We start from the raw sequence: 13,384 nt of genomic DNA on the forward strand, positions 1-13,384 counted from the left end.
AATTTTAAGTAGAATTCAAATGAAAAAACACCACAAAATCTTTTGAAGTGATTTTTGTGGTGTTTTTCTTGGAAGCTGAAACCCTATGTCCCAGCCCCATTCTATTTATAAAGTTTTTATTTACATTTTTATGCATACGCTTAGAAATGTAATAGGGGATGACGCAATGTGTAATCCATTGAATGTGGTTCATACCCAAAAATTTTACCCATGAAAAATGAGTAAAAGGACCACCGCTACAATTTGTGCTACTGTTGTTGTGACAATTCGACGTGTATAGGCATAACTGAAACCTAAAATAAGTTGGCATATGAAGATAAAAAGAACAATCCACCAACGATCAAGGTAAATAAAGAATGAGCTAGATAATATTGCGCTAGTAACAATACCTATCCAAGGTCGTTGTGTTAATAAAGTAAGTTCTTTTTGTAAAATTGTACGTATGTATAATTCATGACATGGCATGACACATAGTAACGTTATCAACATTTGCCATTTGAAATAGACGCCTGTTCGAGACAGTTGCTTAATGAGTGATGTATAGCTGAGATCTGAGGTGATTAAAGCAATAATGACCTGAACAAGTACAAGCAGTACACCGGCTGCTAAACCAATTGCGATTGACGTGAGTAATCGTTTGGAAGCAATATCACGTTGGTAAAAGACGTAGCTAATACCTGCGATAAGCATAATGCCTGTATATAATTGCCAGTAAACATTATATTCTCCCCACATTATGAATAAAATAATGTGAAAACCAATAAAACTTAATATAAACCAAAGTAGCGGTTTGTTTAATTTTTTCATCATAGATTAACCTTCTTGTTCAACAATCTTATATCTTTTATGATTAATGACTGTTTTTTCTGGCAAGTCAAGAGAAGCAAAATTCTCCATTATTGTTAAATCTACTATAACAGAGTTGTCATTGATTTTCTCAACTTTACCTCTAATACCATCGTAAAATTCTACGATGTCTCCAACTTCAGCAATCGTCATGTTTACGCCCCCTTAGAAATTTAACTAGCATATATTGTACTAAAATTTACAATTTAAATAAACAATTTGCGTTAATTTTAATGTTTTTGTCATCTCTAAGTATAAACAGTAGCTTTTGAAGATGTATCGTGCGATATTTAAATTGTTCAACCTTATTTCAAAGGAGAGAGTTTAAATGAAATTCATTAGCAACAATAATATCACGGATCCTACAATGAATTTAGCAATGGAGGAGTACGTTTTAAATACAGTTCCAATGGATAATGAAGATAGTTATTTCTTATTTTATATTAATAGACCTTCTATCATTGTTGGAAAAAATCAAAATACCATTGAAGAAGTCAACCAACCTTATATCGATGCGCATCATATTGATGTTGTACGTCGTATTTCTGGTGGCGGTGCAGTGTATCATGATTTTGGTAATTTAAATTTTAGTTTTATTACGAAAGATGATGGTCAAAGTTTCCATAACTTTAAGAAATTCACGCAACCGATTGTCGATGTTTTAAATCAATTGGGTGTGGATGCGGCGTTAACGGGTCGTAATGACATACAAGTTGGACAAGCCAAAATATCAGGCAATGCGATGGTTAAAGTGAAAGACCGCATGTTTAGTCATGGCACGCTCATGCTTAACAGTGAATTGGATGAAGTACAAAACGCGTTACGTGTTAATCCAGCTAAAATTCAATCTAAAGGTGTGAAATCCGTGCGCAAGCGTGTGGCTAATATTCAAGAGTTTTTGGATCAACCTTTAGATATTGAAGACTTTAAGCAAATTATTTTAAAACAACTTTTTGGTGAAAATGAAGTAGAAGCATATGTATTAACAGATGAAGACTGGGACAATATTGAAAAGTTGAGTCATGAAAAATACCGCACTTGGGAATGGAATTATGGTAAAAACCCTAAATACAATTTTGAAAGAGAACATAAATTTGAAAAAGGTTTTATTCAAATTAAATTGGACGTTAAAAAAGGACGCATTGAACATGCGAAAATATTCGGTGATTTCTTTGGAGAAGGCAACGTAACCGAACTTGAACATGCTTTGGAAGGCGTGTTACATCAAAAAGAATCAATAAAAGAAGCACTCGTTGATTATGACTTTTATTATTACTTCGGTGATATTTCAAAAGAAGAAATTATTGATTTAATGGTATAAAAATAACAGGTCGCTCATTGTATCCATGCAATGTGTCGACCTGTTTTAATGATGATTATGAAATGATTTCAACTTCAAGCTCCTCCAATTTTAAATATTCAGCAGTATACTTGTTGAAGTTAGCTTCGTTTTTATTTTGTAGCGCTTCATCAATTAAATGTTTGAGTTGTTGCTTACGCTGATTTTTTAGCGCGTCTTCAATTACTAATTCTACACCAAGCTGATGAATCATATGCATTGCGTTAGTATTATTATACGTTTTCGTATCAAGTTGATGTTTCATAGCATATCACTCCTTGTATGTTGTTTAAATAGTTATTTATCAGTATAACGAAACATGAATACAAATGCAATGAATATTCTGAATTTTTAAAAGTTTTAAAGGTGGTGTTTTGAGGTGCTTAAAATTAAATTTAATAAAACATCAAATTTAGATTGACATTTAGTTTGGTTTGTATATAATAGGGGGTACATAGAGAAATAAAATAAATCTAAAAAGGGGGAACCGAATGAAAAATTCAGTTAACCAAAACAATTATATTATTATGAAAGGAGACATGTTTTTACGTCCGACAGATGGCCCATATGGCATCAATCAAAGTACGGAAATCCTGAAGTACGATGAACCACCAATCATTGTTCACGAACCATTGATACAAATCATTGAAAACAGTTGTAAATGTTATGGTGAAACGTATCAATCTAGAAAAGCACAAACGCGTCGCATTTCGAACCTCAAAAGTAAACTTCCAATTAATATCACTCCGATATTTCCTTCATTTTATTTTCCATCACATTCCGATCGCGCTACTGAAAACAGCTGGATGAATATGCATTTTGTTGAACGAATTAAAAAATTAAAAGGTGCTAAAGTAAAAATTACTTTTGTAAATGGTCAATCTGTCATTTTAAATGTTTCAGAACACACTATCTCTACGCAGTATCGCAACTGTATTACTTTTTCGTATCTCTTAGACCGTAAAGCGAAAGCACTCACTACGAATCCTGAAAAACCTATCGATTATAATAAAGACAATTTCAATATTTATGAAGCACTTTCAAGATATGCTATTTTAGAAAAACAACGTACTAACTATCAACCTGGCCCTGATGCCTCAAAACCATTTCCAAATCTTCCTGAAGTATAGATCCTTCAAAGTAATATCTTTTTAAATTATCCCAATGTTTATATGATATATCGACTCTTGCACATAACGTGAAATATAAAGGGTATAGTTGAATAACTATTGATTTTAAGGAGGCCCATGATGAGTCGTAACTTTAAAGTTTTCTTTACAACATATTTTCTAATTAATATTTTATTAAAATCCTTAGGTAATTTTTGTAAATGCTCAAATGATAGGATTGAATATGTTGACGCAAATGAAAGTGCGCAATGTAATGGTATTCCGAATGTAATTTAAAATGGATTCATATTTTGATGTATTAACACTTATACTTCTATTAAGTATGCTACTGTAGAAGTATAAGTGTATTTTTATGTTAAAGGGTGTGACCGTCATGTTTGTAGTTATGGATACAATCGAAGAAGCTCCAATGGATTTATTATTACTCGCGGATCCTTCTTATCAGAGAGTAAAGGCGTACTTAAATTCAGGTATATGTGTGGCATACAAAGAAGATGATGGTATTGTAGGAAGTTACATTTTAGTGGCGCTTGATACTGAACGTATCGAATTAGTTAACATTGCTGTTAAAGATTCAAAACAAGGTGTAGGTATTGGGAAAAAGTTACTTAATCATGCAATAGCTTTTGCAACTGAAAACCATTTTAAAGAAATGATTGTCGGTACTGGTAATTCAAGTATCAATCAAATTGCTTTTTATCAAAAAGCAGGTTTTAGATTAGTAGATGTGTTATTTGATTTCTTTAGTCAAGATAATGAAGCACCTATTTATGAAAATGGCATTTGGTGCAGAGATATGTTGCGTTTTAAAAGGCAATTATAGTGTGTTAACTCAAAATAGAAGTGGAATATATTATTATTGTAGTGTAAAATAATATATAACACTATTAAATATTAGTCGTTTGACTAATTATAACAAAGATCGTCTTACTATTATTCTGAATATTGTCTAATCATTTTGAGATAGGTATTTTATAACCTCAATGGTTTGTGTGGTATTCAAAAGTGAGTTAAGGGATGGGGGGAGTGTCTTTTGAATAAAAAATTGAAACAGCAACTGTCATTTCTATTAACAGTAGGTGTTTTCGTGATTGCTGCGCTATTGTTTATTATGACGATTATGGGTATTTAATCCGATATTCAACGGTTTGAGCTCTTTTCTTAAGCCGTTTTTTAATTGGTCAAACGTTGAATCTTTAAAAAATCACTTCACAAACACGAACGTATGTTCTATAATGAGTGCGAGGTGATGAATATGTTGGACCGTACACTTCCCCCTAAGTATCAAACAGAAACGGATTATCGGAAAATACCACGTCAATATTTAAATGCACGCATACCGATGGGACGCGGTATTGTTAAATGGGCGCCTTTTGCGACGCTTCCAGAACAGTTCGAAAGAATTAAACAGTTTGAAGCGAATCAACTCAAAATTGACCGTCCTGACTTGAGTGAAGACCAAATCATCGAAATCAATCATATGTTGCATTTTAAAATTTCTAAAAATGAAAGTGCTAAAATCAGTTATTGGCGTTCGGGCTATATTCATACGATAGAGGGATATATTACTTCAATCAATACATTGAATAATGAACTTACAATTGCTAATAAACGCCAAACAGACCGGTTAACGATAGGTTTAAATGAACTTTATGCATTGGAATAGGGAAATAGTGCGATTACATTGTGCAAAACGTAAAGTTGGCGGAATTTCAGCTCCTATAGTGTAAATATTCCGTTAACTTTTTTAATTTTAGCTCTTGATTTCTTCAACCGAATTGATATAATAGTATCTGTGCTTACAAAAAAATAATATGAATCCACAGTAGCTCAGTGGTAGAGCTATCGGCTGTTAACCGATCGGTCGTAGGTTCGAGTCCTACCTGTGGAGCCATTAGGAAACGTACTCAAGTTGGCTGAAGAGGCGCCCCTGCTAAGGGTGTAGGTCGCGAGAGCGGCGCGAGGGTTCGAATCCCTCCGTTTCCGTTTAAAGAACATTGCAATCGCAATGTTCTTTTTTTATACATTAAACGTCGTTGTATTAGTCTGTTATAAAGGGATTTTAATAAATTTAGATACCTTTCTTATAATTGTTTTTGCAAGCTGAACGTCCCCGAAAACGTGGTGTTACTTCTTTTAATGTTCATGTTTATATTTATTTTACTCTATACCTACAGATGTGCATTTATTCCATAAAATGATATATTCCTCTAAAATAAAGTTAAAAGGGGGAATTGTATGATACGAACAGCTACCATAAATGATGCCACAGCCATTGCAGAACTAACATATATGATTTGGAAAGATATGGAACTTGAAATAGTTGAAAACTATGATAAGTCTGAAGTAATTAAAGTAATCGAAGAAAGTGTCGCTTCTGAATCATATCGAAATAGTTATCATCATATTGATGTTTATGATGTTGAAGGGCAAGTAGCGGGTATGATCGTTACGTATGATGGAGATAAAGAGTTATATTACGAAGAAAGTTGGAGCACGATAAAGCGTGCCAAAAGTCTACCTTTATCGACTAAAACCCCTTTACCTGTTAAAGAGGCTGAAGATACGGATAGATATATTGAATCTATCGCGACATTTCCACAATACAGAGGGCGTGGTATTGCGAAAGCATTGATGATACATGTTTTTGAAAAATATAGAGGTCAAACCTTTAGCTTGAATTGTGATCGTGACAATGTACGTGCGAAAAAATTATATGAAAATATGGGTTTCAAACCACATATTGAAAAAACGTTATATGGCCATGTATATGATTATATGATATATACAGAATAAGGAGGGGTGCTATGCTTGATTTAAATAATGTAAGCTATCATGTAGATGATCAACGCATATTAAATCAAATTAATCTTAACGTTAAACAGGGCGAAGCAATTGCAGTTGTAGGGGCATCAGGCAGTGGGAAAAGTACATTATTACGTGTCATTGCGGATTTAATATCGCCAACAGAAGGAGATATTTTATTTCAAGGGCACTCATACCAGGACTATGAGCCTGAAATATTAAGACAGCGTGTTAGTTATTTACCACAACGATTAGAGCTATTTGGTGAAACGATATATGATAATCTTGCTTTTCCATCATTGGCGCGTCAAGAGACATTTGACAAGGCGCGTGCGAAGGCGTTATTAGAGGCTGTTGGACTTAAAAAGTATAAATTGAATGCGCGAGTACAGCACATGTCAGGTGGGGAACAACAACGTGTGACTATCGCGCGACAATTAATGTATCGACCGGAGTTGTTATTATTAGATGAAGCGACCAGCGCATTAGATGATAAGAACAGTCAATCCATTGAAAAATTAATTTTTGAAATGGTTGAAGCAGGTACAGCAGTGTTATGGATTACTCATAATACGGCGCAAAGTCATCGCCATTTTCAGCGTATTATTACAATACATAACGGTGAACTTGTGAAGGAGGAGGCGATATGACCACAACATCTTTGCTTTTAACTTCACTATTATTGTTGATTCCGATTATTATTTCTTATAAAGAAAAACTACGTATCGCAAAAGATTTAATTATCGCAGCTGTAAGAGCAGTCATTCAATTAGTTTTGATTGGTTATTTGCTTGAATTTGTATTTAAAGTAGAAGATACATGGATTGTACTAGCACTTATTCTTGTGATTATGATTAATGCAGCAGCAAACACTAAAAAGCGTGCATCTACCATTATGCATCATGTCTTTTGGGTTTCATTTGTAGCGATTATGACTGGAGCCGTTTTATCTTTAGGTGGGGTTTTACTGACAGGTGCGATAGATTTTACACCTAACGAAATCATACCTGTCGCAGGGATGGTAGGCAGTAATGGGATGATTGCGATAAATTTAAGTTACCAAAATCTTAACCGTATTTTTACTAAAGAAACGGAATCAATTGAAGCTAAGTTATCATTAGGTGCAGCGCCCTCACTTGCGGCTAAAGAAGCGATACGCGAAAGTATTAAAGTGGCCATTGTGCCAACGATTGACTCGGTAAAAACGTATGGGCTGGTGTCCATACCAGGGATGATGACAGGATTAATTATTGCAGGTGTTCCGCCATTACAAGCGATTAAATTTCAACTTATGGTTGTATTTATTCATACGACGGCAACGATTATTTCAGCACTCGTAGCCACATATTTGAGCTATCGTCAATTTTTCAATTATCGTCATCAACTCATACAAATTAAAAAAGACAAAACAGAACCCACTTAACAGCATAAGCGTTAAGTGGGTTTTCATTTAAATATTGCCTAATAGAGCGCTAATATAAATGCCTAATGCGTAAAGTAAGCCGAAAAATGTGTTGGTTTTTCCAGCTGCAATCATCGCTGGCATCATTGTCTCAGGTGTATCATTCTTTTTAAAACGGCGATACACCTTTATAGGCCATGGGAAACTTAATAAGATAAGTAAAAAGAAAATAGAACCGCCTGGAACGAAAAAGACAGTGTAGATAACCCATACATAGGCAAGTACATACATTGCCGCTAAAACAAGTAATGACAAACGTTTACCAAGAAGAATTGGTAATGTACGACGTCCACTGCGTTTATCTTTAACGCGGTCACGAATATTATTTGCCATATTAATTAAGCCGATGGTAATCACAATCGGAATACTCATCCAAACCACGGTACTATTAACATGTCCTGCCTGAATAAAAAAGGCAATTAAAATGATGAACATTCCCATAAAAACACCAGAAAATACTTCACCAAACGGTGTCCAAGAAATTGGGAACGGGCCGCCTGTGTATAAATAGCCAATGGCCATACACAATAAGCCTATAGGGATGAGCCAAAATGACGTTTGTGCTGCGATAAATAACCCTAAAATCGTAGCAACTACATAAAATGCGATGGCCAAATTGAACACGGATTTAGGTGTCATCCCATGACGTACAATGGCACCACCAATTCCCACTGATTCATGATCATCAAGGCCTTTTTTGTAATCGTAGTACTCGTTAAACATATTCGTCGCTGCTTGAATTAAAAGGCAAGCGAGCAACATTGCGATAAACAACCCCATATTGATATGATCTTCACTACCAAGTTGGAAAATTTTTGCAATCGCTGTACCCACTAAAACTGGTACGATAGCAGCAGTTAACGTGTGAGGTCGCATTAATTGCCAATACTTATGAAAGGTTGAATGTTGCTGAAATTGATTCACCATATAGATCAAAACCTCGATTATTTATATTATTAATACAAAAACAGTATAGAAAAGTTTAGAAATGAAATCAATAACAAACTCTATGATTTAAGCAATGTCTCTCACATTTACTATTAAAAAATGTTAAAATGAATGTTAATGGGATTATGATTATGAGAAAGAAGTGAGAGACAGATGACTGTTGACGTTGGTGAGCAAGAAATCATTGACGCAATATCGAGCACATCTAAAACTTGGATCTCCATAGAGGTGCGTTTACCGCGTACATTGGATCCAGTGACATTATTTAGAAAAACTAATCAAGAAGCGGGTAACCGCTTTTATTTTCGGCTTAATGATAATGAAACAGCTTTTTTTGGATGTCGCATTGCGAAGGAATTTAAAAATAACCATAAAAACAAACGATCTATATTTAAAGATTGGGATCGTTTTAAAGAAGATATTGCACTAATACATCCATCCACGACGAAACATCATTTGCGTATATATGGCGGATTTCAATTTTCTACACAACGTACGAGTGTGGAATGGCGACAATTTGACATGAATCATTTTATTTTACCTGAAATATTAATATCTTATATTGATGGTGACACGTATTTCACATATACAAAACGTAGATCAGATTTTTCATTTGAAGAATTTAAAGCGATTTATACGTGTTTGAGTCAATTTGATTCAACCGCTTACACATCTGATGAAGCGGATTTGTACGTATGTACTCAACGGGATCTGGACATTGATGCGTGGGAACACTTGGTTGATCAAACGATTCAAAACTTAAAGTCTGATGAAAAGGTTGTATTATCGCGACGTCGAGAAATTAAATTTAATACAACCATCGACATTGCTTCTGTATTAGAACGGGCTTTGAAAAATGAAAAGAATAGTTATTTATTTTTAATAGAGTCAGGCGATGATTGTTTTATTTCTCAAACGCCTGAACAACTGTTTAAAGTTCAAGATAATATGCTTTCAACTAAAGCTGTGGCAGGAACAATTAAAAGAACGCAACACGCAGAGCAAGATCAAGCACAAGTTAAAGCTTTCTTACAGGATACTAAAAATTTAGGTGAGCATCATATTGTTGTCGAAAGTATTCTGGAAGATATTAAGCCTTTTGTTGAAGACGTACACTATCATAAGACGCCAAGCATTCTTAAAAATGATCATTTATATCATTTGTACACTGAAATTGGTGGGCATTTGGTGACGCCTAATTATATTGAATTGATTGATGTTATGCATCCAACGCCTGCATTAGGGGGCTATCCAAAAGCGCAAGCGGTGCAATATATTGATACTCATGAATTCAATGCAAGAGGGTTGTATGGGGCACCAGTAGGCATGATAGATATGTATGATGATAGTGAATTTATCGTTGCTATACGCTCAATGTTAATTAATAACGATACGGCACTTCTTTTTGCAGGTGCGGGTATCGTGAAAGATTCAAATGCGAAAGCAGAAGTAGCAGAAACTGCTTTAAAATTCAGTCCTATGATGGACGCTTTAGGAGTGAGCTAAGTTGACGCATGCACAACAACATTTAACTGAACAAGTGTTTCATTTTATATCAGAACTTTACGCCTATGGTGTGAGAGAAGTGGTCATTAGTCCAGGCTCACGTTCTACACCGCTTGCGATTGCTTGTGAATGTCATCCAGAAATTAAAACATGGGTGCATCCAGATGAACGCAGTGCCGCTTTCTTTGCGTTAGGTTTAATTAAAGGAAGCAATCGTCCAGTCGCGATAGTGTGTACATCAGGTACAGCTGCCGCAAACTATGTGCCAGCTGTAGCAGAAAGTCATATTAGTCGATTACCACTTGTCGTATTAACAAGTGATCGCCCACATGAATTGCGAGATGTAGGTGCGCCTCAAGCAATCAATCAAGTGAATATGTTTGAGAATTATGTGCGTTTTCAATTTGATATGCCTCTTGCAGATGGCTCGCAACTAACATTAGAAGCGAACCGTTATCAACTGCAAAAAGCAAGTCAATATTTTGTGGGGCCACATCAAGGACCAGTACATTTTAATTTACCGTTTCGTGAACCGTTAACACCGGATTGGTCGCGAACTGATTTATTAACGGCATATACGTATACATTACCGAAGTATCAAAAAACGATAGACCCTTCACCAATTGCCAATACGCTTAAACAAGTGAAAGGGCTGATTGTAGTAGGGGATATGCAACATCAAGATGTATCACAATTATTAACGTTTGCCACAGAGTATGATTTACCAATATTAGCGGATCCTTTAAATCCGATTCGCCGTACACAGCATCCTAATGTCATTGCAACGTATGATTTATTATTGCGTGCTGGACTCGAAATGGATGCCGATTTCGTCATTAGAGTCGGTAAACCAGTGGTTTCTAAAAAATTAAATCAGTGGCTAAAACAAACGCCTGCAACGCAAATTTTAATTCAAAATAGTAAAGATATAGATGCATTTCCTAAAATGCCTGACTATTTTTACGAAATGTCCGCCAATGATTTCTTTAGATCACTCGACATTTTAGATAGTACATATCGTAAAGTTTGGTTGAGGCATTGGCAAAAAATGGAGTTACAAGCGAGAGAAACCATCACATATCATCAAAAACAAGCGCATGATGAAGCTGGATTTATCTCAAAGTTACTTGATAAATTAGATGCTACAGATCACTTATTTGTAAGTAATAGTATGCCTATTCGAGATATAGACAATTTATATTATGGGCGTGACTTTAGTATTTATGCCAATCGAGGCGCTAATGGTATAGATGGTGTTGTGTCTACCGCGTTAGGTATGGCTGTACACAAGAAGGTAACATTGTTGATTGGCGACATCGCATTTTACCATGATATGAACGGTCTATTGATGTCTAAGTTAAATGATATTCATATGAATATTATTTTAGTGAATAATGATGGTGGTGGTATCTTTTCATATTTACCTCAAAAATCATCTGCAGCACCACATTTTGAACGGTTGTTTGGTACACCGACAGGTCTTGATTTTGAACATGTGGCAAACTTATATCAATTCGGTTATAAACGCTTCACAGATATTCAAACCTTTGACTATGCGCCACTAAATACGATGTCCGCAACGCTTTATGAGATTGTAACGGACCGTGACAGTAATTATGAGGCCCATCAAGCACTTTATGAACAGTTACGTGAGGTCGTCGATGTTACACTATAAAATTCATGATGCAAAGCAACCTTCAGATATCGTGCTCATATTATTACATGGTTTTATCAGTGATAGCAGTACATTTGATCACCATATCAAGCAGCTCTCAGAAACAATGAAAATGGTAACGATTGATTTACCTGGACATGGTCAAGACGATTCGAGCATGGATCAATCTTGGGATTTTGAGTGGATGGGCCATCAACTTCATAACGTTGTACAACGCTTCGCCGATAAACATGTGATATTACATGGGTATTCAATGGGCGCGCGGGTCGCACTTTATTATGCAATTCATCATGAGACGAGGCTTTCTGGATTGATTTTAGAAAGTGGTTCTCCAGGCATTCAAGATGAGGTGATGCGGACAGAACGAATACAAGTCGATCTAGCACGCGCGCGTGTACTTGAACTTGCACCATTAGAAACGTTCGTCAACGACTGGGAACGGTTGCCATTGTTTCAATCACAACGATTTTTATCAGATGTTGAACAACAACGCATAAGGAATATGAGATTACGTCAATCTCCATCTCGATTAGCGAAAGCTTTGCGGGATTATGGCACTGGAGTGATGCCGAATTTATGGAATGATTTAGCAAATCTCCAATTGCCAGTTCAACTCATTGTTGGAGAATGGGATGAAAAATTTGTAGAGATTGCCCATAATATGAAAGACGACCTTCCACATGCCAAACTTGAAGTTGTACCTCAAGTAGGGCATACAGTTCATGTGGAAGATGTTGCAAAATTTGATACAATAACATTAGCTTTTATAAAAGGTTTAATTGAGGAGGCCAACTATGGAAAGACAATGGGAGACACTAAAGGAATATAAAGAAATTAAATATGAATATTTTGAAGGTATCGCTAAAGTGACGATCAATCGTCCAGAGGTTCATAATGCTTTTACTCCAAATACTGTACATGAAATGATAGACGCATTTACACGTGCTCGTGACGATGAACGCGTGGGTGTCATTATCTTAACAGGTGAAGGTGACAAAGCATTTTGTTCTGGCGGCGATCAAAAAGTTCGTGGCCATGGTGGTTATGTAGGTGATGACCAAATTCCACGATTAAACGTACTGGACTTACAACGTTTAATTCGTGTAATTCCAAAACCTGTCATTGCGATGGTTAAAGGATATGCCATCGGTGGTGGAAATGTATTACAAGTTGTATGTGACTTAACTATTGCTGCTGACAACGCTAAGTTTGGTCAAACTGGTCCTAAAGTAGGATCATTTGATGCTGGCTATGGGTCTGGATATTTGGCTCGTATTGTTGGACATAAAAAAGCGCGTGAAATTTGGTATTTATGTCGCCAGTACGATGCGCAACAAGCTTTAGATATGGGTATGGCAAACACAGTTGTACCATTAGATAAAATTGAAGACGAAACAGTACAATGGTGTAAAGAAATTTTACAACATTCACCAACAGCATTACGTTTCTTAAAGGCTGCAATGAACGCGGACACTGACGGATTAGCTGGTTTACAACAATTTGCTGGTGATGCGACATTACTTTACTATACAACGGATGAGGCTAAAGAAGGTCGAGATGCGTTTAAAGAAAAACGTTCACCTGACTTTGATCAATTCCCAAAATTTCCATAAGTTAACGTAATTTGATTGAAAAAATATAATGTAATAATACATGTATTGTAAAACCCTCAA

15 protein-coding genes and 2 tRNA genes are annotated in these 13,384 nt (G+C 35.6%); 13 read left to right on the top strand and 4 right to left on the bottom strand.

Annotated elements, in window-relative coordinates; translation table 11 throughout:
* Positions 1 to 204 precede the first annotated feature (204 nt).
* Together CD172_RS03185 and CD172_RS03190 are read right to left on the bottom strand one after the other, a co-directional pair.
* Complete coding sequence (locus CD172_RS03185; RefSeq protein ID WP_103345496.1) at positions 205 to 807, bottom strand: CPBP family glutamic-type intramembrane protease; 603 nt, start codon at positions 805 to 807, stop codon at positions 205 to 207.
* A gap of 6 nt (positions 808 to 813) precedes the next feature.
* Positions 814 to 999, bottom strand: a complete 186-nt coding sequence (locus CD172_RS03190) for a YkvS family protein (RefSeq protein WP_037565940.1) — start codon at positions 997 to 999, stop codon at positions 814 to 816.
* Positions 1,000 to 1,174: 175 nt separating this feature from the next.
* On the opposite strand from CD172_RS03190, the gene CD172_RS03195 reads away from it, so the two are divergent.
* A complete protein-coding gene (locus tag CD172_RS03195; RefSeq protein WP_103345469.1) occupies positions 1,175 to 2,167 on the top strand; it encodes a lipoate--protein ligase in 993 nt (330 codons plus the stop codon).
* Positions 2,168 to 2,222: 55 nt separating this feature from the next.
* On the opposite strand, the gene CD172_RS03200 is transcribed toward CD172_RS03195, so the two are convergent.
* Entirely contained in the window at positions 2,223 to 2,450 is a 228-nt protein-coding gene (locus CD172_RS03200) for an IDEAL domain-containing protein (protein ID WP_037565942.1), read from the bottom strand.
* A gap of 226 nt (positions 2,451 to 2,676) precedes the next feature.
* Here CD172_RS03200 and CD172_RS03205 point away from each other — a divergent pair, with 226 nt between their 5' ends.
* From CD172_RS03205 to CD172_RS03240, 8 genes are all read left to right on the top strand, one after another.
* Complete coding sequence (locus tag CD172_RS03205; protein WP_060550703.1) at positions 2,677 to 3,315, top strand: competence protein ComK; 639 nt, start codon at positions 2,677 to 2,679, stop codon at positions 3,313 to 3,315.
* A 373-nt stretch (positions 3,316 to 3,688) separates the two neighbouring features.
* Positions 3,689 to 4,138, top strand: coding sequence for a GNAT family N-acetyltransferase (locus tag CD172_RS03210; RefSeq protein WP_060552462.1), 450 nt, complete (start codon positions 3,689 to 3,691; stop codon positions 4,136 to 4,138).
* Between the two features lie 432 nt (positions 4,139 to 4,570).
* On the top strand, positions 4,571 to 4,981 hold the full coding sequence (locus tag CD172_RS03215; RefSeq protein ID WP_103345470.1) for a YolD-like family protein: 411 nt from the start codon (positions 4,571 to 4,573) through the stop codon (positions 4,979 to 4,981).
* A 153-nt stretch (positions 4,982 to 5,134) separates the two neighbouring features.
* Positions 5,135 to 5,209 (top strand) — tRNA-Asn (locus CD172_RS03220).
* Positions 5,210 to 5,212: 3 nt separating this feature from the next.
* Positions 5,213 to 5,301 (top strand) — tRNA-Ser (locus CD172_RS03225).
* Positions 5,302 to 5,553: 252 nt separating this feature from the next.
* Positions 5,554 to 6,111: a GNAT family N-acetyltransferase gene (locus tag CD172_RS03230; protein ID WP_060550763.1), complete on the top strand. Its 558-nt coding sequence runs from the start codon at positions 5,554 to 5,556 to the stop codon at positions 6,109 to 6,111.
* A gap of 11 nt (positions 6,112 to 6,122) precedes the next feature.
* Complete coding sequence (locus CD172_RS03235) at positions 6,123 to 6,770, top strand: ABC transporter ATP-binding protein (protein WP_037565949.1); 648 nt, start codon at positions 6,123 to 6,125, stop codon at positions 6,768 to 6,770.
* A complete protein-coding gene (locus CD172_RS03240; RefSeq protein ID WP_060550764.1) occupies positions 6,767 to 7,543 on the top strand; it encodes an ABC transporter permease in 777 nt (258 codons plus the stop codon). The genes CD172_RS03235 and CD172_RS03240 overlap by 4 nt, the downstream gene beginning before the upstream one ends.
* A gap of 27 nt (positions 7,544 to 7,570) precedes the next feature.
* Here CD172_RS03240 and CD172_RS03245 read toward each other — a convergent pair whose 3' ends face one another.
* Positions 7,571 to 8,509 carry a 1,4-dihydroxy-2-naphthoate polyprenyltransferase gene (locus tag CD172_RS03245; RefSeq protein ID WP_060550765.1) on the bottom strand — a complete coding sequence of 313 codons (939 nt, stop codon included), beginning with the start codon at positions 8,507 to 8,509 and terminating at the stop codon, positions 7,571 to 7,573.
* A 174-nt stretch (positions 8,510 to 8,683) separates the two neighbouring features.
* On the opposite strand from CD172_RS03245, the gene CD172_RS03250 reads away from it, so the two are divergent.
* From CD172_RS03250 to menB, 4 genes are read left to right on the top strand one after another with little or no spacing between them, the layout of a single operon-like run.
* Positions 8,684 to 10,036 (top strand): isochorismate synthase, encoded by a 1,353-nt coding sequence (locus tag CD172_RS03250; RefSeq protein WP_103345471.1) that lies wholly within the window; start codon positions 8,684 to 8,686, stop codon positions 10,034 to 10,036.
* A 1-nt stretch (position 10,037) separates the two neighbouring features.
* Positions 10,038 to 11,711 carry a 2-succinyl-5-enolpyruvyl-6-hydroxy-3-cyclohexene-1-carboxylic-acid synthase gene (menD, locus tag CD172_RS03255; RefSeq protein ID WP_103345472.1) on the top strand — a complete coding sequence of 558 codons (1,674 nt, stop codon included), beginning with the start codon at positions 10,038 to 10,040 and terminating at the stop codon, positions 11,709 to 11,711.
* Positions 11,698 to 12,540 (top strand): 2-succinyl-6-hydroxy-2,4-cyclohexadiene-1-carboxylate synthase, encoded by an 843-nt coding sequence (menH, locus tag CD172_RS03260; protein ID WP_060550768.1) that lies wholly within the window; start codon positions 11,698 to 11,700, stop codon positions 12,538 to 12,540. The genes menD and menH overlap by 14 nt, the downstream gene beginning before the upstream one ends.
* Positions 12,506 to 13,324, top strand: a complete 819-nt coding sequence (gene menB, locus CD172_RS03265) for a 1,4-dihydroxy-2-naphthoyl-CoA synthase (protein ID WP_037565961.1) — start codon at positions 12,506 to 12,508, stop codon at positions 13,322 to 13,324. Before menH ends, menB begins: the two co-directional genes overlap by 35 nt.
* Positions 13,325 to 13,384 lie beyond the last annotated feature (60 nt).

Origin of the sequence: Staphylococcus agnetis (assembly GCF_002901865.1) — a bacterium.
In the GTDB taxonomy this organism is placed as follows: domain Bacteria; phylum Bacillota; class Bacilli; order Staphylococcales; family Staphylococcaceae; genus Staphylococcus; species Staphylococcus agnetis.